Annotated in this window: 23 protein-coding genes; 4 read left to right on the top strand and 19 right to left on the bottom strand. The window is 71.7% G+C overall.

The genetic code is table 11. From position 1 onward, the window contains the following. Positions 1-11: 11 nt before the first annotated feature. Positions 12-572: a GNAT family N-acetyltransferase gene (locus ACGFSA_RS26185; RefSeq protein ID WP_393308175.1), complete on the top strand. Its 561-nt coding sequence runs from the start codon at positions 12-14 to the stop codon at positions 570-572. 76 nt (positions 573-648) lie between these two features. Beyond that, entirely contained in the window at positions 649-1071 is a 423-nt protein-coding gene (locus ACGFSA_RS26180; protein ID WP_393308173.1) for a secondary thiamine-phosphate synthase enzyme YjbQ, read from the top strand. A 738-nt stretch (positions 1072-1809) separates the two neighbouring features. Here the strand turns inward: ACGFSA_RS26180 and ACGFSA_RS26175 are convergent. From ACGFSA_RS26175 to ACGFSA_RS26085, 19 genes are all read right to left on the bottom strand, one after another. Beyond that, positions 1810-2550 (bottom strand): IS6 family transposase, encoded by a 741-nt coding sequence (locus ACGFSA_RS26175; RefSeq protein WP_393308257.1) that lies wholly within the window; start codon positions 2548-2550, stop codon positions 1810-1812. 402 nt (positions 2551-2952) lie between these two features. Further along, entirely contained in the window at positions 2953-4440 is a 1488-nt protein-coding gene (locus tag ACGFSA_RS26170; RefSeq protein WP_393308171.1) for an aldehyde dehydrogenase family protein, read from the bottom strand. Next, positions 4437-5108 (bottom strand): HD domain-containing protein, encoded by a 672-nt coding sequence (locus ACGFSA_RS26165; RefSeq protein WP_393308169.1) that lies wholly within the window; start codon positions 5106-5108, stop codon positions 4437-4439. The genes ACGFSA_RS26170 and ACGFSA_RS26165 overlap by 4 nt, the downstream gene beginning before the upstream one ends. A 14-nt stretch (positions 5109-5122) precedes the next feature. Continuing rightward, a complete protein-coding gene (locus tag ACGFSA_RS26160) occupies positions 5123-6391 on the bottom strand; it encodes an NAD(P)/FAD-dependent oxidoreductase (protein WP_393308167.1) in 1269 nt (422 codons plus the stop codon). A gap of 6 nt (positions 6392-6397) precedes the next feature. Beyond that, positions 6398-6718, bottom strand: a complete 321-nt coding sequence (locus tag ACGFSA_RS26155; RefSeq protein ID WP_393308165.1) for a 2Fe-2S iron-sulfur cluster-binding protein — start codon at positions 6716-6718, stop codon at positions 6398-6400. A gap of 24 nt (positions 6719-6742) precedes the next feature. Continuing rightward, positions 6743-7507, bottom strand: a complete 765-nt coding sequence (locus tag ACGFSA_RS26150) for an SDR family NAD(P)-dependent oxidoreductase (RefSeq protein WP_393308163.1) — start codon at positions 7505-7507, stop codon at positions 6743-6745. Positions 7508-7512: 5 nt separating this feature from the next. After that, positions 7513-9333, bottom strand: coding sequence for a PEP-utilizing enzyme (locus ACGFSA_RS26145; RefSeq protein WP_393308161.1), 1821 nt, complete (start codon positions 9331-9333; stop codon positions 7513-7515). 24 nt (positions 9334-9357) lie between these two features. Next, on the bottom strand, positions 9358-10533 hold the full coding sequence (locus ACGFSA_RS26140) for a PEP/pyruvate-binding domain-containing protein (protein ID WP_393308159.1): 1176 nt from the start codon (positions 10531-10533) through the stop codon (positions 9358-9360). A gap of 3 nt (positions 10534-10536) precedes the next feature. After that, positions 10537-11796, bottom strand: a complete 1260-nt coding sequence (locus ACGFSA_RS26135) for a cytochrome P450 (RefSeq protein WP_393308157.1) — start codon at positions 11794-11796, stop codon at positions 10537-10539. Between the two features lie 112 nt (positions 11797-11908). Then, positions 11909-12712, bottom strand: coding sequence for an IclR family transcriptional regulator (locus tag ACGFSA_RS26130; RefSeq protein WP_393308155.1), 804 nt, complete (start codon positions 12710-12712; stop codon positions 11909-11911). A 135-nt stretch (positions 12713-12847) separates the two neighbouring features. Continuing rightward, the gene (locus ACGFSA_RS26125; protein ID WP_393308153.1) at positions 12848-13525 is read right to left on the bottom strand and encodes an HD domain-containing protein; all 678 of its coding nucleotides are present in this window, start codon (positions 13523-13525) and stop codon (positions 12848-12850) included. A gap of 2 nt (positions 13526-13527) precedes the next feature. Beyond that, positions 13528-14730 (bottom strand): 4-hydroxybenzoate 3-monooxygenase, encoded by a 1203-nt coding sequence (locus tag ACGFSA_RS26120; protein WP_393308151.1) that lies wholly within the window; start codon positions 14728-14730, stop codon positions 13528-13530. A 133-nt stretch (positions 14731-14863) separates the two neighbouring features. Continuing rightward, on the bottom strand, positions 14864-16066 hold the full coding sequence (gene pcaD / locus ACGFSA_RS26115; RefSeq protein ID WP_393308149.1) for a 3-oxoadipate enol-lactonase: 1203 nt from the start codon (positions 16064-16066) through the stop codon (positions 14864-14866). Then, positions 16063-17427, bottom strand: a complete 1365-nt coding sequence (pcaB, locus tag ACGFSA_RS26110; protein ID WP_393308147.1) for a 3-carboxy-cis,cis-muconate cycloisomerase — start codon at positions 17425-17427, stop codon at positions 16063-16065. The genes pcaD and pcaB overlap by 4 nt, the downstream gene beginning before the upstream one ends. Beyond that, positions 17414-17974 (bottom strand): protocatechuate 3,4-dioxygenase subunit alpha, encoded by a 561-nt coding sequence (pcaG, locus tag ACGFSA_RS26105; RefSeq protein WP_393308255.1) that lies wholly within the window; start codon positions 17972-17974, stop codon positions 17414-17416. Before pcaG ends, pcaB begins: the two co-directional genes overlap by 14 nt. A gap of 14 nt (positions 17975-17988) precedes the next feature. After that, a complete protein-coding gene (gene pcaH, locus ACGFSA_RS26100; protein ID WP_393308145.1) occupies positions 17989-18741 on the bottom strand; it encodes a protocatechuate 3,4-dioxygenase subunit beta in 753 nt (250 codons plus the stop codon). 22 nt (positions 18742-18763) lie between these two features. Next, a complete protein-coding gene (locus tag ACGFSA_RS26095; RefSeq protein WP_393308143.1) occupies positions 18764-19954 on the bottom strand; it encodes a thiolase family protein in 1191 nt (396 codons plus the stop codon). A gap of 2 nt (positions 19955-19956) precedes the next feature. Next, positions 19957-20598, bottom strand: coding sequence for a CoA transferase subunit B (locus ACGFSA_RS26090; RefSeq protein WP_393308141.1), 642 nt, complete (start codon positions 20596-20598; stop codon positions 19957-19959). Then, on the bottom strand, positions 20595-21368 hold the full coding sequence (locus ACGFSA_RS26085) for a CoA transferase subunit A (protein WP_393308253.1): 774 nt from the start codon (positions 21366-21368) through the stop codon (positions 20595-20597). The genes ACGFSA_RS26090 and ACGFSA_RS26085 overlap by 4 nt, the downstream gene beginning before the upstream one ends. Positions 21369-21557: 189 nt before the next feature. On the opposite strand from ACGFSA_RS26085, the gene ACGFSA_RS26080 reads away from it, so the two are divergent. Next, a complete protein-coding gene (locus tag ACGFSA_RS26080; RefSeq protein ID WP_393308140.1) occupies positions 21558-23210 on the top strand; it encodes an IclR family transcriptional regulator C-terminal domain-containing protein in 1653 nt (550 codons plus the stop codon). Between the two features lie 160 nt (positions 23211-23370). Then, the gene (locus ACGFSA_RS26075) at positions 23371-23580 is read left to right on the top strand and encodes a hypothetical protein (RefSeq protein ID WP_393308139.1); all 210 of its coding nucleotides are present in this window, start codon (positions 23371-23373) and stop codon (positions 23578-23580) included. Positions 23581-23602 lie beyond the last annotated feature (22 nt).

Here is a 23602-nt window from a genome sequence, read left to right as displayed (position 1 = left end):
AGGATCGCGCGATGAACGATCTGAACTTCCGTCTCGCCGAGGATGCTGACCTCGCCACTCTCGTTCGCGTGCGTGACGATGCTGCCCGCTGGATGCTCGCCCAGGGCATCACCGGCCAGTGGCAGCCCGGCGAGCTGGGTGAGGATCACTTCCGCCGGATCATGGCGAGCGGCGGCGAAGTCTGGCTCGCCGAGGTCGACGACCGCGTGGCCGGGGCCTGGGAGTTGTGGTGGGAGGACGAGGAGGCCTGGGGACCGCAGCCGCCGGTGGCCGGCTACGTGCACCGGCTGATGGTGGACCGCAGCAGCGCCCTGCCCGGGACCGGGCGGCTGCTGCTGCAAGCCGCGGAACACCGTGTGGCCACCACGGGGCGGGAGTTCGTACGTCTGGACTGCCTGGCTGGCAACGCGCGCCTGAACGCCTACTACCTGGACGACGGCTACCGGGTCGTCGGCCACAAAGCGGGCAAGCCACAGCCGGGCGGTACACCCAAGTCATTCACACTTCTCGAGAAGACCTTGCGGGCAGGCCGCGAGGACTGTTACTCAGCGTCAGCGCTACACGCCACCTGACAGGTCGCCGCGATCGTCACCGCCGATCTCGGAACGTGGACGCGCCATCTCGGGCCACGAGCGAGAGGATGGGGGCATGCCCGATGCCTTCATCACCAGCGTTCTGCACATCACGACCGGTGTCGCCGAGACGGTCACCGACCTGACGGACGACTGCGTACGGTTCCTCACCCGCGCCGCCGTTGGCCGGGACGGCCTGCTCAACATTTTCGTGCCCCACGCCACCGCCGGAATCGCCATCCTGGAAACCGGAGCGGGCAGCGACGACGATCTCCTCGCCACCCTCCACACACTGCTGCCCGCGGACAACCGCTACCAGCACCGCCACGGCAGCCCCGGCCACGGCCGCGACCACGTCCTGCCGGCCCTGATCGCACCGCACGCCACATTGCCGGTGATCGGCGGACGGCTGGAACTGGGTACGTGGCAGTCGGTGTGCCTGGTCGATACGAACACCAGCAATACCAACCGGAACGTCCGGTTGAGCTTCTTCGGTTAGCAGTCGCTTCGGTGGCACTGTAGAGGGGAAGTCCGGCCGCGCCAACTGAGTGGTGCGCACGGCTGCCCGCCGGTCCGCAGGTTACTGAGCTCCGCTCCACCTCGGGCGCAGGGAACCTCCCTTCCGCGTCGTTCACCTGTTCCCGATGACGCATCATGTGGAGTGCGTCGCCATCCTTGAAGCAGTCGGGAAGGGCGCCTGACCTGCGGTTTTCCGTGTGCGCGTTATGTGCGGTGTGGGCGTTACGGGCGATATCTTGACGCTGAAATGACGCTCGTGACGCTCATTTGACGCTCGTTCTGATGGGGTGTCAGGCATGTTGGGATGCTGGTCAGGCCGCTTATAGCGGCGGGGGAATGGGTGGCTCTTAAGCGGAAAGGCGCCCCCAGCGTTGGCCGGTGGATGGCACGTGCTGGAGCGCAGGTCGGCCAGATCAGCGCGGCGTGCAGCACGCCGGTTCTGGCGAGCGCCAGCCGAGTGGTGACGGAGGTCCGTTCGCCCGGACTGCATGTCTGTCTGGGGCTGACGGACACGGTGGCGTCTTCGCTGTTGGCGTTCCCGGGGCTGCGAAGGATTGGCGCGGCGGACCGGCCTCGCCACGTTGGAGACCTGGATGACGACGCCACCCGCTCAAGCCAAGAGATCCAAGAGTCCCCAATAGGGCTTTGTCACGTTGTTGGGTGCGTGGGTGCCTGACGGCGCGTCGGGGCGTGGTGGGCCCGCGATGCGGGCCTGCGCTCAGGCCATGGTGGGCAGGCTGGCGACTCCGGTGATCTGCTCCCAGATCGTGAAGCGGACGGTCATCTCGGCTCTGTAGTCGGTGGCGGTGAGCAGGTGGCGTCGGGGTCGGAAGTGGGGTGAGATGCCGCTGAACGCGGACAGGAACCGCTGGGCCCCGCCGGCGGAGCGGAAGCCTTTCATGGCGCGTTCGCGTTGCCGCGTGGGCTGGTGGCTGTTCTCGGCCCGGTTGTTCAGGCCCTTATGGGAGCGGTGCTCGACGGAGGGCATGACCTCGCGGTGGGCCGCGCCGTAGGAGCGGAGCTTGTCGGTGACGAGCACCCTCGGCACTGTGCCGGTCTTTTTCAGGAGTTTGCGGAAGAATCGCCTGGCCGCGGCCTTGTCCCGGCGGTTCTGGACGAGGATGTCGAGGACGTTGCCGTCCTGGTCGACTGCCCGCCACAGGTACTTCTGCTCACCGTTGATCTTGATGAAGACCTCGTCCAGATGCCACTTGTCGCCGGGCCGGGCCTGTCGGCGGCGCAGCGCGTGGGCGTAGGCCTGCCCGAACTTCAGACACCATCGGCGGACCGTCTCATGCGAGACGATCACACCGCGCTGGAGCATCAGCTCCTCCACCTCGCGGAAGCTGAGCGGGAATCGGAAGTACAGCCACACGCAGTGGGAGATGACCTCAACCGGATACCGGTGACCCCTGTACGACGGCGACGCGCTCTCCACGGACGAGTCCCCCTCCGGCATGATCAACCCGAAGATCATCCCCCCAGTCAGCCAACGTGACAACGCCCGATCAACTGGTCGTCCGACACCGTCTCCACGGCCGGTACAACGACCGGTTCCTCCACGGCCACGGTCTCAACGATGGTCTCGCTCATCAAGCGTCTCCTTGATCATCGGATCCGCCGTCAATTGAACACTCCTCTTCCCGGACGGACCCGAGCCGGCCGACGCCCTTCTCGACGACGCGACCACCGAATGTTCTCGCCCCGGCCCGTCCGGTCGGTCGACGATGTGACGGCCCGTTGCACCGACCGGTGCCACCTGTCTCGACTCACCCCGGGCCGCAGGCGCCTTTGCGGGGGCCCGGTCCTGTTCCCGGCCGGGGTTCCGGCCGGGTGCGACTCCGCGGACCCGAGGACGGCTTCAGCCGGGACGACGGTGGATCGACTTGAAGGTGACGTACTGCGCCAGCCCCTCGATGCCGTACTCCACCCCCATCCCGGAGTCGTGTCGTCCGCCGAAGGGCGCGTTGTGGTTGGAGGCGAAGAAGTTCACACCAACGGATCCGGTGTCCATGCGCTCCGCGACCGCCTGCGCGGCCGAGGGATCGGCGGAGAAGACGACGCCACCGAGTCCGAAGGGCGTGTCGTTGGCGAGGGCGACGGCCTCGTCGAGGTCGTCGTAGCGCAGGATGGTCACCACGGGCCCGAAGATCTCCTCCCGGGCGACCCGCATGTCGGGTGTGACATCGGCGAACACCGTCGGCTCGATGAACCACCCCTGGTCCGTGTCCGCGGGGCGCCCGCCGGTGGTGGCGCGGGCTCCCTCCGCGTGCGCGGAGTCGAGATGGCCGCGCACGACGTCGTACTGCGCTTGCGACGCCATCGGCCCGAACACGGTGCCCTCGTCGAACGGGTCGCCCTGCGGTGCGTCCGCGACCACGCGCGTGACCATGTCGACCACCTCGTCGTAGCGGGACGAGGGGGCCAGGACGCGGGTCGAGATGTAGCAGGTCTGCCCGGTGTTGCGCAGGCAGGTGCGGATCAGCGCCGGGGCCATCTGCTCCAGGTCGGCGTCCTCCAGGACGACCGCCGAGGACTTGCCGCCGAGTTCGAGGGTGACCGGGCGGAGCAGCTCCCCGCAGGCGGCCGCGATCCGGCGCCCGACCGGGGTCGAGCCGGTGAAGGCGACCTTGGCGGTCAGCGGGTGGCGGACCAGCCGGTCGCCGACCTCGCCGCCGCCGGTGACGAGGTTGACCACCCCGGCCGGGACTCCGGCCGCGGCGCATGCCTCGACGACGAACCGGATCGAGAGCGACGTGCCGGGCGCGGGCTTCATGACCACCGTGCAGCCGGCGAGCAGGGCGGGCGCCAGCTTGACCACCATCAGGTTGATCGGGAAGTTCCACGGTGCGATCAGCACGCACGGGCCCACCGGATCCTTGCGCACGACGGACTCGGCGCCTCCCGCCGGGAACGGCCTGACGTCCTCGTCCTCCAGCCAGGACGCCAGCCCGGCGACGTGCCGCAGGATGCCGGCGGCATTCGCCGCGGCGCCCCGGGTCTCGCCGATCGGCGAGCCGTTCTCGCGTGTGTTCGTCACGGCCGTCTCGGCGGCACGGGCCTCGACCTCGTCGGCGATCCGGCGCAGCAGCGCGGCCCTTTCCGACGGCGTGGTGCGGGCCCACGGCCCCGTGCGGAAGGCCCGGTCGGCGGCGGCGAGCGCGGCATCGACGTCCTCGGCGGAACAGTCGGGCACGGCGCCCCACTCGCGGCCCGTGGCCGGATCGATCTGCGGCAGGCGGGTCGCGGCGGTCGAGCGGACCCAGGCGCCGTCGACGTAGTAGTCGTCGGTACGGGTCCACCGCGGCACGGGCCGGGCCGGGGACGGCGCGGCGTCGCTGGCGTTCACCTGATCACCTCCGTCTTCAACAGGGCGCGGGAGCGCTCCAGTTCGGCCGTGGCCATGGCGATGGCCGGGGCGGTGAGCAGCTCGGGGATGATCTCCGCCTCCAGCCGGTCGCTGTAGACGGCGGGGTCCATGCGGAACCAGCCGGACGCCAGCGCGATTCCGGCGTGGTCGAACCGCCACAGCCGGTCGGCGTCGCGGACCAGGGCGTCCTCCAGCGAGTACGCCTCCCGCCGGGTGTCGTGACCGTCGATGATGGCGCAGACCTGGCGCACGAACTCCTCGTCGTAGCCCAGCGGGGGCAGCACCTCGCGGGCGATGACGCAGCCTTGCCGCTCGTGCTCGAAACGGATCTTTGCCTTGCGCCAGTCGCCCGAGAAACCCTCGGAGAGGATGCGGTCCTCGTCGACCCTGCCCCATCCGGTGTCGTGGAGTTGTATGGCCACCCGCACCAGCAGCCGGTCGGCCTCGGGGAAGGCATCGCACAGCCGCTCGGCGTAGGCGAGCGAGATCGGCAGATGGATGTCGTTGCCCCGGGTGCGGGTCTCCGAAACGACCGCCTTCCAGATGGGGTCGAGGTCCTCGCCGGGAGCCGGGGTCAGTGAGATCGGTGAGATGTCGACCGGCCCCGACCCGGGGATCGGACGCACGGCGGGCAAGGTGGTGGGCATGGGGGAGCCCCTCCTCAGTCGGCATCGACCGGAGCGGTCGGCTGGACGGTCACGGATTTGAGTGGCATGGACGGGTCGGTGGCGGCCCCGAACGGGATGGACAGGCCCTTGCCGAGGGCGTTGCGGACTGCCATGAAGTCCATCGGGTGGTTGACGCAGTCTGCGGCGATGACGCGGTCGCCGCGGTAGTACAGCACGCTGTGCCTGCCGCGCTCGGCGTCGGTGCGGATCAGGGTGCGGTCGTGGCCGGTGGATAGCCCGGCGATCTGGAGCTTGATCTCGCCCTGGTTGGACCAGAACCACGGAATGCCGGCGTATTCCTCCTGGCGGCCGGTGATCGCGTACGCCGCCACCTTGGCCTGCTCTATGGCGTTGTTGACGCTCTCGAACCGGACCCGGTCGCCCTCGGGCGCGCCCGGCACCGGATTGGGCAGGTTCGCGCAGTCGCCGACCGCCACGGTGACCCCGTCGGAAGCCCGCGCGCAGGCGTCCACGCGGACGCCGTTGTCGCAGACCAGGCCGATCGACTCGGCCAGCTCGGTGTTGGGGATCACACCGACGCCGACCAGCACCAGGTCGGCGGGCACCACGCGGCCGTCCACGAGCTCCACGCCGCCGACCCGGTCGCCGCGCGGAACGATCCGGCGGACGGTAGCGCCCAGCACGATGTCGATACCGGCGGCGCGGTGGTGGTCGAGCAGATACGCCGAGGTCGCCTCGCCGACGGCGCGCGCGACCAGCCGCGGTGCCGCCTCCAGCAAGGTGACGGTGCGTCCCATCCGGTTCAGCGACGCGGCGGCCTCGATACCGATGAACCCGCCGCCGATCACCACCACGTCGCGCACGTCCGGCACCCGGGCCTTCAGCTCCAGGGCGTCGTCGGCGTTGCGCAGGTAGAGCACGCCGGGCAGGTCGACGCCGTCGAGCAGCAGCCTGCGCGGCCGCGCGCCGACGGCGAGGGCGAGGCGGTCGAAGGCGAACCGGGCGCCGGACATGGAGTGGGCCGTGCCCGAGCCGTCGTCGCGCTTGTCGATCCGGATGATCCGCTCGTTCTTCACCACGTCGATGCGCTGCTCGACCCAGTGGTCCTCGGTGCGGAACATGAGCGACTCGTTGGTGATCTCACCCTGCAGCCACTCCTTGGACAGGGCGGGCCGCTGGTAGGGGCGATGGTTCTCGTCACCGAGCAGCGTGATCGGTTCCTCGTGGCCGAGCGCGCGCAGTGACGTCGCCAGGGAGACGCCGGCCTGCGAGGAGCCGATGATGAGCAGTCCGTCGGCCATGGCCCCTCACACCTGGGTGGCGGGGGTGGTCACCCGCAGGTCCATGCCGTCGGCCACCTTGAGCTGGCAGGACAGGCGGGAGTTAGGGCGCCGGTCCTCCGCGGTGCCCCAGAGCATCTCGTCCTCCATCTCACCCATCGGCGGCAGCGAGGCCAGATCGGCCTCCTCGACGTAGACGTGGCAGGTCGCACACGACAGTGAGCCGCCGCACTCCGCGACGATGCCGGGAACGCCGTTGCGGACGGCGCTCTCCATGACCGAGTCGCCGACGTTGGCGTCCACGGTGCGGCAGTTCCCGGCGGTTTCGGTGTAGGTGACCTTCGGCATGGCTTCTCCTCCTGGTGGTCGAGGTCAGATGAACTGGCGGCCGCCGTCGACGACCAGGGTCTGCCCGGTGACGAAGGCGCTGTCGGGGCCGGCGAGGTAGAGCGCGGCGCCGACGACGTCCTCCGGCCGGCTGGTCCGCCGCAGCGCGCCGCGGTCGACGCCGTAGGACTCGGCGTCCTCGATCAGGCCGCGGCTGGCCTCGGTGAGGGTGAAGCCCGGCGCGATCGCGTTGACGGTGATCGAGCGCCGACCGAGCTCCTTGGCCATCACCCGGGTCAGGGCGATCACGCCGCCCTTGGAGGCGACGTAGTGCGCCCAGTTCTCCGAACCGCTGTAGACGGTGGCCGAGGAGAGGTTGACGACCCGTCCGCCCTCGGGCAGGTGCGGGCTCACCGCCCGGGTCATCAGCCAGGGGCCCTTGAGGTTGACCGCCATCACCAGATCCCACTCCGCCGGGTCGATCCGCTCCAGCGGGGACCGGGTGACGGTGCCGTAGACGGCGGCGTTGTTGACCAGTACGTCGATCGTGCCGCCGCCGAACTCCGCGACCCGGGCGGCGGCCGCCACGGTGCTCGCCGGGTCGGTGACGTCGGCCCGGCCGTGCCAGGCGTCGGCGCCTGCGGCCTCGACCAGGCGCGCGGTCTCCTCGGCCCCGTCCGGGTCGAGGTCGCAGGCCGCGACCCGGTAGCCGCGGTCGGCGAAGCCGAGGGCGAAGGCGCGGCCCAGGCCGCCCGCCGCACCGGTCACCAGGACGGTGCGGGCGGGCGACTGGTGCTTGGGGAGTGTCATGGTGTTCAGCTCTCCAGGATCTCGACGCGCCCGGCGTCGCCGTCGACGCGGAGGCGCTGTCCGGTGCGGATCGTGGCGGACGCCGAACCGGTGCCCGTCACGGCGGGCAGGCCGTACTCGCGGCAGACGATCGCAGCGTGGCTCATCATGCCGCCGATGTCGGTGACGGTCGCCCTGATCCGGCCGAAGATCGGCCCCCAGGACGGCGCGGTGATCGTGGCGACAAGGATCTCGCCCTCCTGGACCTCGCCCAGCTGGTCGGCGGAGGTGATCACGCGGGCGATGCCCTCGACCACGCCCGGGGACGCGGCCATGCCGGTGATCGCCCCGTCGGCGGCGCTTTCGTCGCCGTCCAGCCACTGCTGCACCTGCTCGGTGGTGATGCCGTAGAGCATCATCGTGAACGGTTCGGTGATCTGCGCAGGCGGCGTGTTGAGCGCGGGCTGCGGGCGCTGGGTGGACAGCGCGTCGATGATCCGGCGACGCCGCTCGATCTCGGCCGGCCAGTAGTGCGGGCCGGTCGACTCGGCACCGACCGCCCAGCCGGTGACCAGGTCGAAGATCGCGTCGCGGACCTCGTTGCGGTTGAGGTAGAGCATGTCGGCGGGGTCGGCCCAGAAACTGGCCCCGACGAAGACCCGGGCCAGCTCGCGCACCTTGCGCCAGAACACGCCCATCGTCCAGTGCTCGATGTAGAAGTTGTGGTTCTCCACGTACGGGTAGGCGGTGGCCGCGAGCCCGCGCTTGGCGTCGAACTGCTCGCGCAGCTCGCCCTGGAGCACCTCGCGGTACTCCTCGACGATCCGTTCCTTCTCGGCGGCCAGCTGCTCGACCGGGCGCATGATCTCCTGGCCCTCGTCGACGCGGCGGATGTAGTCCTTGATGTAGCCGAGCGGTATCTCCTGGTGCTCCAGCCAGTACTTGTCATGGCCGTAGAAGCCGTTGCCGACGGTGAAGTTGAACCACGGGTCCTGGGCCGCCCGGTAGGCCGCGACCCACTCCTCGCCGCCCGCCTCGCGGACCGCCCGCAGGGTGCCCTCGACGTCGTCCGGGTTCTCGAAGGCCGACTGGAGCCCCGCCTCGACGGCCTTGACGGCGAGCCGCTTGAGCTCGTCGTCGGGCCGGAACAGCTCCATGTCGACGCCCTGCACCATCTTGGCGATGGCCTGGTCGGGGATGCCCGGGAAGGCTTCCTTGCAGAAGCCGAAGAAGTCCAGGTAGGCGAGGTAACCGAGGTTCAGGAACTCGAAGTGGTACTGCCAGTTGCGGTAGAGCAGCGCGATCAGGCGGTCGTAGTTCTCCATCAGCGTCTGGGAGCCGTCCATCGCCTTGCCGGAGACGATGTCGTCGAACGGCACCATCGCGGGCAGCGCCTCGAAGCGCAGCTCCTCCATCTCGTCGATGGTGGCGCGGACCTTGACGCGCCAGCCCTCCAGCAGGCTGTCCCAGTTCTGGAAGTAGTGGCCGGCGCGGCGTTCGAACTCCGGCACCCGGGCCGGGATCTCCTCCGGCGGCACGGCCACGGGGCTCATGTAGAGGTAGCCCAGGTGGATCTTGAACTCGATGCCGTTGGCCGGCGGGATGAGCAGGTGCCTGGTGTTGTACTGCCCGAGGCACTTGACCGCGAACTCGCCACCGATGGTCTCGAACGGCTTGAACACGGTGGGCCAGTGCTGGCTGTCGCAGAACCAGAACTTGTCGTCCCCGTCCGGCGCGTTGTCGAAGACGAGGTTGTAGGGGTAGAGCTGCTCCCAGCCCTCGGCTCCCTCGGGCACCTCGATCTCGGATGGCTTCGGGAAGGACTTCATGGTCTGTTCGATGGTCACGCTCGGATCCTTTGCGGGAGCGGCTCAGCGGCCGATGAGGGAGGAGGTGATCCCGGCCATGGAGAAGCCGGGTGTGCGCGTGATCGTGGAGGCCGGGTCGGTGGAGGTCTGCGCGGGGGCCGGCGCCGTGCCGGTCGCTGCCGCGGCGGTCGCGGCCGAGGGGAACGAGAACGCCGGGACCGACGTCGTGGGGGCCGGGGGCGCGGCGGCCCGGGGGCCGGAGTGGACCGTCTCCGGACGAGACTGCAGCAACAGCAGGTTCTCCCCGTCGGGCAGATCGGCGTCGATGGCCCACTCGATGTCCTGCGGGGTGCCGTAGTGCTTCTCGGCCCGCTTGGCCATGACCGCGACCGCGCGCAGCTCGGCGTCGGACAGGCAGCGGACCGCGCGGCGCTCCGGCTCGACCTCCCGCTCGATAAGCCGACCGGGCCGCAGGTCCGGCACCAGCTCGGCGTGCTTGTCGCCGATGTGCTCGCGGACCACGGTGAGCATGATCTTGTCGAGCAGGATGTTGTCAGGGGTCACCTGTCCCGAGACGACCATCTCGCCAACCCCCCAGGAGGCGTCCACGACGACCTTGGAGCGGTCGCCGTTCGAGGGGTCCAGGGTCATCGCGACACCGGCGGTGCGGGCGTTCACCATCTTCTGCACCGCGACCGCCATCGACAGGTCGTCCTCGGGAATGCCCTTGCGCAGACGGTAGGTGATGGCGCGGCTGGTGTAGAGCGAGGCCCAGCAACGCCGGACGTGCTCGCTGACCGCCTTGTAGCCGATGAGCCACAGGTACGTGTCCTGCTGGCCGGCGAAGCTGGCGTCGGGCAGGTCCTCGGCGGTGGCGGACGAGCGGACCGCGACCGGCACCCCGGCGTCGAACCGTGACATCAGCCGCTCGTAGGCCTCGCCCAGGACACCGTGCATGTCCTCCGGCACGTCGCGCGACTCGATCGCGTCCCGGATCCGGGACGAGATCCGGTCGACGCACTCGACGTCGTCGGGGTCGATCTCGGCGAGGCGGGCGCGGATCTCGTCGCGCAGCCCGCTGCCGTCGACGAAGCGGTCGAAGGCGGCGGTGGTCACCGCGAAGCCGGGCGGCACCGGCATCCCCGCCGAGGTCATCGAGACCAGTGAGGCGCACTTGCCGCCGAGCAGTTGGAGCGTGGGCTCGTGCCCGCTGTCGAAGAAGACGATGAAGTCGCTCACGGGTCAGTCCTCCCAGGTGACGGGGACCGCGGCAGGGGCGCGGAAGGAGAGGTTGCGGCCGAAGCGGATGTCCGCGCCGTCGGCGAGGCGCAGAGCCGGTGCGAGGCGCGCGACCTCCTCCAGCGCGATCTTCGCCTGCAGCTTGGCGAGCATGTTGCCCAGGCAGTAGTGGATCCCGTAGCCGAACGACAGGTGCTCGCGGGCGTTGGGACGGCCGATGTCGAAGGACTCGCCGTCCTCGAACCGGGACGCGTCGCGGTTGGCGGAGCCCATGAGCAGCAGGACGTCGGCGCCCTTCGGGATCGCCACGCCGCCGATCTCGGTGTCACGCAGCGCCCGCCGGCGCCAGCCGACGATGGAGGGGCTGTAGCGCAGCACCTCGTCGACGGCGGCCGGGACACGCGCCGGGTCGTCGACCACGGCCCGCCACTGCTCGGGGTGGGAGAGCAGCACGCGCAGCGCGTTGGAGATCAGGGTGGTGGTCGTCTCGTGGCCGGCGAAGAGCAGCGAGTAGCAGACCGAGGCGATCTCGTGGTCGCTGATCGGGTCGCCCTCGGCCTGCATCCGGACCATGTCGCCGACCAGGCTGTCCGGTGCGGTCTCGTGCGCCTCGGCGACCAGGCGCCGGCACTCGGCCCAGTACTCGACCAGGTTGCGGGCGTGCGGCACCTGCTCCTCGTCGGTCAGGTCGCCCCAGGTCACCGCCGCGCGCGAGTCCGACCAGCGCTTGAAGGTGTCGATCATGCCGACGTCCGCGCCGATCAGGGTGAGGATGGTGATCGTGGGGACGTCGTAGGCGAGGTCCCGGACCAGGTCGCCGCGGCGCTCCGCCCTCGCCAGCATCGCCTCCAGCAGCCGCACCACATTGGCACGGACCCGGGGTTCGAGCACCTTGAACCGGCGCGGCGTGAACGCCTTCGCGGAGACCTTGCGGATCCGGGTGTGCTCCGGGGGGACCCGGGCGGAGAGGCCGGAGTAGGCGGTGAAGCCGCCCTCCTCCATGATCTGCCGGGCCTGCCGTCCCCGTTCGCGCACCGGGGCCTGGGCGTTCTCGGAGGAGAAGGTCTCCCAGTCGTCGAAGACGGCTTTGATGTCGTCGTAACGGCTCACGACCCAGTAGCCGATCCGCTCGTCGAACATCACCGGTTCCTGGGCACGCAGGGCCGCGTACGACGGGAACGGGTCGTCCTGTTCGAATGGTTCGTAGCCGTGGTGGACCGGACAGGCCGGGGCAGTCCCGGCCGGGCTCTGAGTCGACGCCATTCCGCCTCCTGAGACGTGTGTCGTGTCGTGTGACGACCGCTTCATGGTGCCCCCGGCCACAGAGGCCGTCCAGGCGCGACTTCCGTTGGACGGAAGCGGCTCCGGCACCGGATCAGCGGGGTTGCCGGGTGGTGCGACGCGGCCGCAGTACCGGGGCGGGCTGCGGCCGCGCCGCGGCGGCCTCGATGCGCCGCGCGACGCCCCGCAGGGTCGGCAGGTGGCGGGTCATGACGGCCCCCTGGTTCGACAGCATCACCAGGCCGATCGCGGCCGGATGCGGCTCCAGACGGACCGGTACCGCGATCGAGCAGGAGCCCTCGCGGACCTCCTCCTGGGTGGTGGCGTAGCCCTCGTCGCGCACCTTGCGCAACTCGGCCGCGAGCCGGCCCGGGTTGACGTGCGTGTGCCGGGTCGGTGCCTCCAGGCGGTGCGCGAGATACGCCTCGCGCACCCACTCCTCCTCGTGGGCCAGCAGCACCTTGCCGACCGCCGTGGCATGCAGCGGCAGCCGGCCGCCGACGCGCGAGGCCCGCGGAACCCGGGTCGATCCGTAGATCCGGTCGATGTAGAGCGCCTCGTCCCCGTCGCGGATGGCGAGGTGCGCGGTCTCGTGGGTGAGCGAGAACAGGTCCTGCAGATGGGGACGGGCGGTGTCGCGCAGGTGACGGCCAGCGTTCTGGGCGACCCCCCACAGGCGCAGGCCGACGATGTAGCGGCCGCGGTCGTCCCGTTCGAGGGCGCCCCACTCGACGAGTTCCCCGACGAGCCGGTGGGCGGTGGGCAGCGGTACGTCGGCGTACTGGGCCAGCTCGCTGAGCGACAGCGCGTGCTGACCACCCTCGAAGGCGCCGAGCAGCGCGAACACCTTGGTGGTCACGGTGCGGCCGTCACTGCGCACGGCACCCTCCTCGGTCATGGTGCTGACGTGACGGTGGTGACGCCACGGTGATGACATTGTCACGTGCGACGGCATATGACCCCACGCGTCGCGCGGCCGGCCCCTGGCCGTCGGCGCGACGCGCTCGTGCGCGCGGCCGTCGGCCCCGCGTCGTCAGCCCAGCGCGACCCGCTGGGGAGTGCTGTCGATCCCCGCCATGGCGGCCAGGGCGCGGGCCGTGTCGGTGAACAGGTGGTCGTGGACCCGGCTGCCGATCAGGACCAGCGCCTGTTCCCGGGTGAGCCCGAACCAGTCCATGATCGTTTCGACCCCGTGCGGTGTGAGCCGCCACAGCTTGTCGGCGTCCGTGACCAGCGCGTCGTTGAGCGGCAGGGCGGCGGCGCGTGAGTCGTGACCGTCGACGATCCCGACGATCTCCGCGGTCCGGACCGGGTCGTGGCCGAGACGGGCGAGGATGTCCGCGGCGATGGCGGCGCCCTCCTTCTCGTGCCGCAGGACCAGGTCGGGCCGCCCGCCCCCGGGCCGGATCGCCTCCAGCACCTCCTCCTCCGGCACCCGCGACCAGCCGGTGCCGTGGAGGATGATCGCGGGCAGCACGACGTCGCGGTCCGCCTCGGGGTGCAGGTCGCACAGGGCGCGGGCGAGGCCGTAGGAGTAGGCGGTGTGACCGTCGTTGCCGCGTACGCGCAGGTGACCGGCTGCCAGCCGCCACACGGCGTCGTCCTCCGTCCGCCAGCCGGCCGTGCCGGGGACGCCGGCGGCGTCGGGCAGATGGCCGGTGACGTCCTCGCCGAGCTGGTTGGTGAGGGGGTGCAGGCGGGGCAGGGCCATGCTCAGCGCCCTCCGGGCCAGCCGGTGTAGGCCTCGGCGAGGTACGTCGACCCCGCGGCCGATCCGGTCACCGAGGCCAGCTCGCCCTCCTGGCGCCGCACGTCGAAGGGGGTCGCGTCCGGCAGGGTGTGCAGCATCGTCGTCATCCAGTAGGAGAAGTGCTGGGCCTTCCACACCCGGTGCAGCGCCCGCTCGCTGTAGCTCGCCAGCGGGGCCGGGTCGTCGGTGGCCAGCGCCCGTTCCAACTCCCCGGCCAGCACCCGGACATCGGCGAGCGCGAGATTGAGCCCCTTGGCGCCGGTCGGCGGGACCGTGTGCGCGGCGTCGCCGGCGAGGACGAGGCGGCCGTGGTGCATCGGCTCCTGGACGAAGCTGCGGAACGGCAGCACGGTCCGCGAGGTGATCGGCCCCTCCTTCAGCGCGTGGCCGTTGGCGCCCACGCGCGCCTGCAGCTCCGCCCAGATCCGGTCGTCGGACCAGGCGTCCGCGTCCTCGCCGGGATCGCACTGGAAGTACATCCGCTGCAGCGCCTCGGTGCGCTGGCTGATCAGCGCGAAGCCGCGGGGCGAGTGGTTGTAGATGAGCTCCGGCGCGCTCGCCGGTGCCTCGGCGAGGATGCCGAACCAGGCGAAGGGGTACTCGCGGAAGTATTGGCGCCGCTCGGCCTCCGGCACCATCCGGCGGCACAGGCTCCGCGAGCCGTCGGCACCGACCAGGAACTCGGCCCGGACCTCGTGAGCGGCCCCATCGGCGTCGGTGAACCGCATGACCGGCGCCGAGAGGAGGTCGTCGACCGAGACGTCGGTGACGCCGAAGCGCACGTCGCCGCCGTCGCGTTCGCGGGCGTCGGCGAGGTCGGTGAAGACGTCCTGCTGGGGGTAGAGGTACGTCGAGGCGCCGACCAGGCCGCGGAAGTCGATCCGGTGGCTGCCGCCGCCGAAGGCCAGCTCGATGCCGTCGTGCCGGTAGCCGTCACGGTGCACACGGTCGGAGACACCGGTGTCGACCAGCAGGTCCACGGAATCCTGTTCGAGGATCCCGGCGCGGTGGGTCCGCTCGATCTCCTCACGGCTGCGCAGGTCGATCGCGACGGAGTCGATTCCGGCCCGTGCGAGCAGGTGGGAGAGCATGAGCCCGGCGGGCCCGGCACCGACGATGCCGACCCGGGTGCGGGAGTGGATGAGCGAGGATGACATACGGCTCATTGTTCGGCGCTCCTGTCCGCTGCGGCCACGGCTGACTTCCGTCCAGCAGAAGTCGCTGTGGCGGGGGCCACTCGGCTCCGGCCGGTCGGCGGGCCCGCGGGGCCGACGGCCCTACGGGCGGGGATGGTTCGGCTCACGGGTGGGGCTCTCCTTCGAGTTCTTCGAGTACGCCGTTGGCCACGGCGAAGGCCGAGTTGGCCGCCGGGACGCCGCAGTAGATCGCGGCCTGCAGCAGCACCTCTCCGATCTCCGCCGCGGACAGGCCGTTGGTGCGGGCCGCGCGGACGTGCATGGCCAGTTCCTCGTGGTGGCCGAGGGCGACCAGGGCGGTGAGGGTGATGCAGCTGCGGGTGCGCCGGTCCAGCCCCGGGCGGGTCCAGATCTCGCCCCAGGCGTACCGGGTGATCAGATCCTGGAAGGGCTCGGTGAACGCGGTGGTGCCGGCCACCGCTCGGTCCACGTGTGCGTCGCCGAGGACGGCGCGGCGCACCCGCATACCGGTGGCGTGCGTCTCCTCGCGTGCCGCTCCCGCCGTGTCCGGGGCCGGGCCGAGGTGGGCGAGCAGCGCGGCGAGCACGCGTTGCGGCTGCTCGGCGGGGGCGAGGTGGGCGGCCCCGGGGATCTCCACCAGGGTCGCGCCGGGAATGCCGTCGGCGAGTTCCCGGGCCTTGACCGGCGGGGTGGCCAGGTCCTCGCGTCCGCCCACGACGAGCGTGGGCACGCTGATCCGCCCCAGTTCGGCGCGCAGGTCGAATCCGGCCAGGGCGTCGCAGCAGGCGGCGTAGCCGTCTCGGTCGCAGGCTCTCTGGTCCTCGACCAGGGCGGCGGCGGTCGGCGTCCCGGCGAAGGCCGGGGTGAACCACCGGGCGGGCGCGTTGGCCGCGAGCTGGTCCAGCCCCTCCGTGCGCACCAGCGCGGCCCGCGCCTGCCAGGCCCTCGGTTCGGCGAAGCGGGCCGCGGAGCAGACGACCGTCAGCGATGCCACCCGCTCCGGGTGGTGGACGGCCAGCCAGGTGCCGATCGCACCGCCGAGCGAGACCCCCGCGTAGGCGAACCGGTCGACGCCGAGCGCGTCGGCGAGGGCGAGCACCAGCGCGCCGAGGTCGGCCACGGTGGTGTGCCCGGGCTCCGGGTCCGGCAGCACGGAAGCGGGCGTTCCGCCATGGCCTGGGAAGTCCCAGCGGATCACCCGGTGCCGCCGCGACAGTGCCGGGGCGAGTGCGTCCCACAACTTCAGGGAAGTGCCCAGGGACGGGCCCAGGAGCAGCGGGGGAGCGTCGTTGCACCCGTCGACGCGGTGGTGGAGCGGGGTAGTCGACGTCTTCGGTGACGTCATGGCAGGTCCTCGGAGTGGTCGTGGTGGTGCCCCGGGCCGCGGCGCAGGGCTCGGTCGGTGAGCGGCGCGGCGGCGCCGAGGTAGCCGGTCGGGTCGAGCAGGTCCCGCAGCCGCTTCGGGTCGAGCAGGCCGGCGAGCGCCGGATCCTCCTCCAGGGCCTCGTCCAGGCCCAGGCCCTCGGCTGCGGCGGCCCGGGAGGCACGGGTGAGCAGGCTGCGCGCCTCGGTCCGGCCGACCAGCGGTTCGAAGGCGGCGACGAGGCGCTCGGAGACGATCAGCCCTTCCGTCAGTTCGAGGTGGGCGCGCATCCGGTGGCCGGCCACCCGCAGCTCGGAGGTCATCCGGGCGGCGTCCCGGGCCGCTCCGCCGACCAGGCGCAGGGCTTCGCGCAGGGTCTCCCACTCGGCGTGCCAGGCACCGGCCGGGCGCTCGTCCTCCGCGGCCATGGAGCCGAACAGCACCGCCGCGAGCTGCGGCAGGCGCCGCGCGGCGGAGGCGATGAGGGTGGCCCGCACCGGGTTGGACTTGTGCGGCATGGCCGACGAGCCGCCGCCGCTGCCTTCCGCCACCTCTGCGATCTCCGTGCGGGAGAGCACCAGCACATCGGCGGCGATCTTGCCGAGCGCGCCGCCGACCAGGGCCAGCGCCGCGCCCAGGTCCGCGACGGGCATGCGCAGCACGTGCCACGGCAGCAACGGCTCGGCGAGCCCCAACTGCCGCGCGTACCCGGCCGAGAGCGGCAGTGCCTGGTCCCCGAAGGCGGCCAGCGTGCCCGCGGCGCCGCCCAGTTGGGCGGGCAGCGGGACGGCGGCGAGCCGGTCCCTGGCGTCCAGGACCAGGTGTCGCCAGCCGGCCGCCTTCAGTCCGAAGGTGGTCGGTACGGCGTGCTGGGTGAGCGTGCGGCCGGGCATCGGTGTGTCGCGGTGTGCGGCGGCGAGCCCGGCCAGCGCCGTGGCGGCACGGTCCAGGTCGGCCAGGATCAGCCGCCGGGCGCGGGCGGCCACCAGCATCAGTGCGGAGTCGAGGATGTCCTGGCTGGTCGCGCCGTGGTGGACGTGGTCGGCGGCGCTCGGGACGGCCGCGGTGAGGTCCGCGACCAACGGGATCACCGGATTGCCCCAGGCCCCGGCCCGCAGCGCGAGCGAGCGGGCGTCGAAGCGCTCGGCGCGCGCGGCCGCGGTGACGGCATCGGCCGCCTCGGCGGGCGCCAGGCCGAGTTCGGCCCGCGCCCGTGTCAGTGCCGCCTCGGCGTCGAGCATGGCCTGGAGGAAGCCGTGGTCGCCGGTCGCGGCCTCGACCGGCGAACCGGCCCGGCCGGGCGCCAACAGACCGACGTCGGCGGGCATGTCAGCGGAAGTCAAGGAAGACCGTCTCCTCTCCCGGGCCTCCCTGCAGGCGGATGTCGAAGCGGTGGACACCATCGCGTTCCCGCACGGCCAGCAGCGTCGCGCGCCGGTCGGCCGGCAGGCCGCGAAGCAGCGCGTCGTCCTCGTGCCCCGGCAGGTAGGCGCGGGTGTGCAGATGGTGCAGCAGGCCGCGGGCGAAGACCACGACACCGAGGTAGGGCGCGTCGGCGGGCGGCGGAAGCGTGCGCAGCGTGTAGTGGCCGTCGGCGTCCACGGCGACGCGGCCGAAGCCGGTGAAGTCCACCCCGTGACGGCCGAGAACCGCGCCGGTGACGGGGTCGCGGCGCATCGAGCCTGGCGCACCGGCCCGTGAGTCCTCCGGGCTCGCCTGCCAGAACTCCAGCAGTGCGTCGGGGACCGGCCGCCCCTCGCCGTCCAGCACCCGTCCGTGCAGGGTCACGGCCCGCGGGTCGCCGACCGGTGCGACGTCCCCGCCGCCCGCGAACGGCAGGGCGTACCCGAAGAAGGGGCCCACGGTCTGAGAGGGCGTGACGTCCCTCACGGTCACCTGACTGCTCACCTGTCCTCGTCCTCCTGCTGCTCGGTCCAGGTGGCCCCGGGGCCGTCGAGGACGATGTCGAAGCGGTAGCCCAGCGACCATTCCGGCTGGGACAGCTCGTGGACGTATGCGGCGACCAGCCGCTCGCGGGCCGCCGGGTCGGTGATGGACTGGTAGATCGGGTCGTGGGCGAAGAGCGGATCGCCCGGGAAGTACATCTGGGTGATCAAGCGCTGGGTGAACGCGGTGCCGAAGAGCGAGAAGTGGATGTGCGCCGGACGCCAGGCGTTGAGGTGGTTGCGCCACGGGTACGCGCCCGGCTTGACGGTGGTGAACGCGTAGCCGCCCTGGTCGTCCGTCAGACAGCGTCCGATACCAGTGAAGTTGGGATCGAGCGGCGCCGGATGCTGGTCGCGCTGGTGGGCGTAGCGGCCGGAGGCGTTGGCCTGCCAGATCTCGACGAGTTGGCCGCGCACGGGGCGCCCGGCGCGGTCGAGCACCCGGCCGGTGACGGTGATGCGCTCGCCCAGCGGCTCGCCGAATTGCTGGCGGGTCAGATCACTGTCCAGCGTGGTCACGTCGGTGTGTCCGAAGACCGGGCCGGTCAGTTCGACCGCCTCCGGGTCCTCGACCGCGACCAGCGGCTGGGTGGGGTGGCGCAGCAGCGTGCTGCGGTAGGGGGCGTAGGAACGAGACGGGTGGGCGCCGCCGTCCGGTCGGATCGCCGCCATCTCGGCGTCGATCAGGCTCTGCTCGATGAGTTGGCTCATCTCCCTTGTCCTTTCTACGGGTTCAGCGCTCGAGTACGAGGGCGAGGCCCTGTCCGACGCCGATGCACAGCGTGGCGAGCCCGGTGCCCGAGCCGTGGTCGGCGAGCTGGTGGGCGACGGAGCCGACGAGGCGGGCACCGGAGGCTCCGAGGGGGTGGCCGATGGCGATCGCGCCGCCGTGTGGATTCACCTTGGCCGGGTCCAGCTCGGGCAACTCCGCGAGGCAGCCCAGGGCCTGGGCTGCGAACGCCTCGTTCAGCTCCACGGTGAGCAGTTCGTCGAAGCCGAGCCCGGCCCGCTCCAGGGCGCGGCGGCCAGCCTCGACCGGTCCGAGGCCGAACCGCTGGGGCTCGATCGCGCTGACCGCGCCCGCGCGGATCCGTGCCAGCGGTTCGCGGCCGAGCCCGGCCAGCGCGTGCTCGCCGACCAGGAGCAGGGCCGCGGCGCCGTCGTTGAGCGGGGAGGCGTTGCCGGCGGTCACCGTGCCGTCGGCGAGGAAGGCGGGCTTCAGGCGTGCCATCGACTCGGGCGTGCCACCGTCGCGGACGCACTCGTCGCGCGGCAGGTCCACCCCGTCGACCGGGACGACCTCGGCGTCGAGCAGGCCGTCCCGCCAGGCGCGCGACGCCTTCTCGTGGCTGGCGAGTGCGAAGAGGTCCTGCTCCTCGCGGCTGATAGCGTGCTTGGCGGCGATCAGCTCGGCGCACTCGCCGAGCGGCATGGTCCACTCGGTCGGCATGAGCCGGTTGACCATCCGCCAGCCGAGCGTCGTCGAGTGGAGTTCCTGGTGCCCGGCGAGGAAGCCGCGCTCGGGCTTGGGCAGCACCCAGGGGGCTCGGCTCATGGACTCCACACCGCCGGCGACGACGATGTCCGCGTCGCCGACGCGGATGGCGCGCACCGCCTGGATCACTGCCTCCAGGCCCGAGCCGCAGAGCCGGTTGACGGTCACGCCGGGCACGCCGACAGGTAGTCCGGCCAGCAGCACGGCCATCCGGGCGACGTTGCGGTTCTCCTCGCCCGCGCCGTTGGCGTTGCCGAGCACGACGTCGCCGATCCGGGTGGGGTCCAGCTGCGGGGTGCGCGCCAGCAGTGCCGCGATCACGCGGGCGGCCAGGTCGTCCGGGCGGACGCCCGACAGGGCCCCGGCGTACCTGCCGAACGGGGTGCGTACGGCATCGACCACGTAGACGTCGCTGATCTGCTCGGACATGCTCAGTGCTCCTTCGGGCGCAGTACTTCGGCGGCGGTGCGTTCGCGCAGCTTGTCGGCCGTGACGCCCGGCGCGAGCTCGACCAGACGCAGCCCGTCCTCGGTGACGTCGAGGACGCCGAGGTCGGTGATGATGCGGTCGACGCAGCGGCGGCCGGTCAGCGGCAGGGTGCAGTCGGCGACGATCTTCGCGCTGCCGTCCTTGGCGGTGTGTTCCATCACGACGATGACCTTGCGGGCGCCGTGGACCAGGTCCATCGCGCCGCCCATGCCCTTGATCATCTTGCCGGGGACGGCCCAGTTCGCCAGGTCCCCGCGGGCGGAGACCTGCATCGCGCCCAGCACCGCGACGTCGATGTGGCCGCCGCGTATCATGCCGAAGGAGAGTGCGGAATCGAAGAAGGCCGCGCCGGGGACGACGGTGACGGTCTCCTTGCCCGCGTTGATCAGATCGGGGTCGACCCGGTCCTCGGTCGGGTAGGGGCCGACGCCGAGGATGCCGTTCTCCGACTGCAGCACCACGTCGACGCCCTCGGGCAGGTGGTTCGGGATCAGCGTCGGCAGGCCGATGCCGAGGTTGACGTAGGCGCCGTCGGGCAGTTCGCGGGCGGTTCGGGCGGCCATCTCGTCTCGGGTCCAGCTCATCGGGCTGTCGCTCCAGTCTCGCTCACGGTCTTCTTCTCGATCCCCTTGGCCGCGGCCTGCTCCGGCGTCAGCTCCACCACCCGCTGCACGAACACGCCGGGCAGGTGCACCTCGTCCGGGTCGATCGCGCCGGGCTCGACCAGCTCCTCCACCTCGGCGATCGTGATCCGGCCGGCCATCGCGGCGAGCGGGTTGAAGTTGCGCGCGGCCTTGCCGAAGACGAGGTTGCCGTGACGGTCGCCCTTCACGGCGCGCACCAGCGCGAAGTCGGTCGTGATGCCGCGCTCCAGGACGTGGGCGCGGCCGTCGTACTCGCGTACCTCCTTGGCGGGCGAGGCCACCGCGACGCTGCCGTCCGGGTGGTAGCGCCACGGCAGCCCGCCCTCGGCGACCAGGGTGCCGACGCCGGCGGAGGTGAAGAAGGCGGGGATGCCCGCGCCCCCCGCCCGCAACCGCTCGGCCAGCGTGCCCTGCGGAGTGAGCTCCAGCTCCAGCTCACCGGAGAGGTAGCGGCGGGAGAACTCCTTGTTCTCACCCACGTACGAGCCGGTGACCCGGACGATCCGGCCGGCGGCGAGCAGGATGCCCAGCCCGCCGCCGTCCACGCCGCAGTTGTTGGAGACCACGCTCAGGCCCCCGGTGCCCTGCTGGTGCAGGGCCTGGATGAGCACGTCGGGGACGCCGCTCAGCCCGAAGCCGCCTACGGCCAGCGAGGAGTCGTGACCGATGTCGGCCACGGCCTCGTCGGCCGATCGCACCACCTTGTCCATGTCTTCGCCCTTGTCCTCGTCGGCCTCGCTGCGGCCTGCCCGCACCGACGTTCGCCTGATGAACTATTCTTCATCTCCTGTGGTTGCAGTGAGTGTCGATCCAGTCATTGCGCCTGTCAAGGCCCCGTCCCCGATCGGTGCGTCCCAAGGGCACCGGACGGAGGTACGGTTCGGAACCGAGGAGGGACCATGCCGCCGACCACCGCCGACTCGTCCGTCGGGCCGCTCGAACGCGGGCTCGCCGTCCTGCGCCCGCTTGCCCGGGCCCCCCGGGCACGGTTGCGGCCCAGCGAACTGGTCGCCCTGACCGGCCTGGCCCGGTCCCCCGTCGACCGGATCGCGACCACTCTGGTCCGGCTCGGGTACCTGCGCGAGGACGACCGGGAGCTGGTGCTCGCACCCCGGCTGATCGAGCTCGGCCTGGCCTATCTGCACAGCAGCGGCATCCCCGAGGCGCTCGGGCCACTGGCCGAAGCGCTCGCCGACGAGTTGGACGAGTCGGTCTCACTGGCCGTCCCCGACGGCGACGCGGTGCGCTTCGTCGTGCAGAGCAAGCGCCGACGCACGCTCTCCGTCTCCTTCCGCGTCGGTGACGCGCTGCCCGCCGAGCGCTGTGCCCCCGGCGAACTCTTCGCCGCCGACTGGGACGCCCGGCAGTACGCGCAGTGGCAGGCCCGGACCCAGGCCGACCCGGACGACGCGGGCTTTCCGGCCGTGCCGTCCCCCCGGCCGCGCCGGGCCCGGCAGCCCGAGGCGGAGCTGCGCGCCCGCGCGGCCGAGGCGCGCGAGAACGGCTGGGCGCTCGACGACCAGCGGATCGAACCCGGCCTGGTCGCCGTCGCAGTCCCCGTGCACGACCAGGAAGGGCACGTGGTCTGCGCGTTGAGCGTCGTCAGCCACACCAGCCGCCACTCGGCGCAGGGGCTGCGCGACTTCGCTCTGGACCGGATGCGGAACACGGCCGAGCGGATGAGCCGGGCGCTCACCGAACTCCGCGTCAGGCCACCGGCCCAGGCCCCGGACCGGGATCACTCCCTGGACGCCAAGAGGGAGTTGGGGCCGGAGTACCTGCAGTCACTGGCCCGGGGCCTGTCCGTGCTGGCCGTCCTCGACCGCCCGGCCGGAATGACGCTCTCCGCCGTGGCCGAAGCCACCGCCCTGCCCCGCGCCACGGCCCGGCGCTCACTGCTGACGCTGCAGCACCTCGGTTACGTCGCCGTCGACGCGGACGGACGCCGGTTCACCCCGCTGCCCCGGGTGCTCGACCTCGGTTACTCTCCCCTGTCCGCACTCTCGCTCGCGGAACTGGCCCAGCCACACCTGGCCACGTTGGTCCGCGAGGTGCACGAGTCCGCCTCGGTCGCCGTGCTGGACGGCGACGACGTGCGCTACATCGCCCGCGTCGCGGCCGGGCGGATCATGAGCGTGGCGATCACGGTCGGTACGCGCTTCCCCGCGCACGCGACCTCTCTCGGCCGGGTGCTGCTCGCCGGACTCCCGGACGAGCGCCGCGCCCGATGGCTGCGCGACACCCACCTCAAGCCGTTCACCGACCACACCGTCACCAGCGCGGACCGCCTCAGCGCCGTCCTGGAGCAGGTGGCACACGACGGCTTCGCGCTGGTGGACCAGGAGCTGGAGGAGGGCCTGCGCTCGATCGCCGTCCCGCTCCTGGGACGCGACGGGCAGGTGATCGCCGCAGCCAACGTCTCGCTCCACGCCGGCCGCACCTCCGCCGACGAGGCCCACCGGACGGTCCTGCCCGCCCTGCGCGCCGCGGCCGAGCGGATCGGCGCCGATGTCGCACTGGTCTTCGACCTGCATCCGCTGCCGTACGCCTGAGTTCGCCCGAGCCCGACTCCGCCGCGGCCCCGGTCGCCGCCGGGCCGGCGTGCCGGACGGAGCCGTACCCGGCGATGGCCGAGCACGCGGGACCCGCCGTGCTGGCGGTGCTGCGGCGGCTGACCGCCGAGGAGCCGGCACCGTCGAAGCGCGCTGCACGTTGACCGACTACGTTACGCCGGACACCGACAACTGGCTGATCTCCTACCCCAGCGAAGTCGTCACCGCAGACAACTCCATCTGCATGACCCGCCCTGGCGAAGTCACCGGCCGGGCCCGTACCTACTACGACGGCGTTGATGCCCCTATGGATGTCAAGCAGCGGTTGCGGCACGTGCGTGGCTGGCTGCGGGGCTCGGAGTGGCGATGAGCCGGTAGATCTCCCGTGCGAT

It is taken from the genome of Streptomyces sp. NPDC048496, assembly GCF_043200055.1.
Taxonomy (GTDB): Bacteria; Actinomycetota; Actinomycetes; order Streptomycetales; family Streptomycetaceae; genus Streptomyces.
Note: the sequence above shows the minus strand (reverse complement) of the source record. Positions and strands in the feature narration are given on the sequence as shown.

Coding starts and splice junctions, on each gene's coding strand:
- ACGFSA_RS26185 (WP_393308175.1), top strand. CDS start 12: ATGAACGATCTGAACTTCCGTCTCGCCGAGGATGCTGACCTCGCCACT.
- ACGFSA_RS26180 (WP_393308173.1), top strand. CDS start 649: ATGCCCGATGCCTTCATCACCAGCGTTCTGCACATCACGACCGGTGTC.
- ACGFSA_RS26175 (WP_393308257.1), bottom strand. CDS start 2,550: ATGCCGGAGGGGGACTCGTCCGTGGAGAGCGCGTCGCCGTCGTACAGG.
- ACGFSA_RS26165 (WP_393308169.1), bottom strand. CDS start 5,108: ATGCCCACCACCTTGCCCGCCGTGCGTCCGATCCCCGGGTCGGGGCCG.
- ACGFSA_RS26160 (WP_393308167.1), bottom strand. CDS start 6,391: ATGGCCGACGGACTGCTCATCATCGGCTCCTCGCAGGCCGGCGTCTCC.
- ACGFSA_RS26155 (WP_393308165.1), bottom strand. CDS start 6,718: ATGCCGAAGGTCACCTACACCGAAACCGCCGGGAACTGCCGCACCGTG.
- ACGFSA_RS26150 (WP_393308163.1), bottom strand. CDS start 7,507: ATGACACTCCCCAAGCACCAGTCGCCCGCCCGCACCGTCCTGGTGACC.
- ACGFSA_RS26135 (WP_393308157.1), bottom strand. CDS start 11,796: ATGGCGTCGACTCAGAGCCCGGCCGGGACTGCCCCGGCCTGTCCGGTC.
- ACGFSA_RS26130 (WP_393308155.1), bottom strand. CDS start 12,712: ATGACCGAGGAGGGTGCCGTGCGCAGTGACGGCCGCACCGTGACCACC.
- ACGFSA_RS26125 (WP_393308153.1), bottom strand. CDS start 13,525: ATGGCCCTGCCCCGCCTGCACCCCCTCACCAACCAGCTCGGCGAGGAC.
- ACGFSA_RS26120 (WP_393308151.1), bottom strand. CDS start 14,730: ATGAGCCGTATGTCATCCTCGCTCATCCACTCCCGCACCCGGGTCGGC.
- pcaD (WP_393308149.1), bottom strand. CDS start 16,066: ATGACGTCACCGAAGACGTCGACTACCCCGCTCCACCACCGCGTCGAC.
- pcaH (WP_393308145.1), bottom strand. CDS start 18,741: ATGAGCCAACTCATCGAGCAGAGCCTGATCGACGCCGAGATGGCGGCG.
- ACGFSA_RS26095 (WP_393308143.1), bottom strand. CDS start 19,954: ATGTCCGAGCAGATCAGCGACGTCTACGTGGTCGATGCCGTACGCACC.
- ACGFSA_RS26090 (WP_393308141.1), bottom strand. CDS start 20,598: ATGAGCTGGACCCGAGACGAGATGGCCGCCCGAACCGCCCGCGAACTG.
- ACGFSA_RS26085 (WP_393308253.1), bottom strand. CDS start 21,368: ATGGACAAGGTGGTGCGATCGGCCGACGAGGCCGTGGCCGACATCGGT.
- ACGFSA_RS26080 (WP_393308140.1), top strand. CDS start 21,558: ATGCCGCCGACCACCGCCGACTCGTCCGTCGGGCCGCTCGAACGCGGG.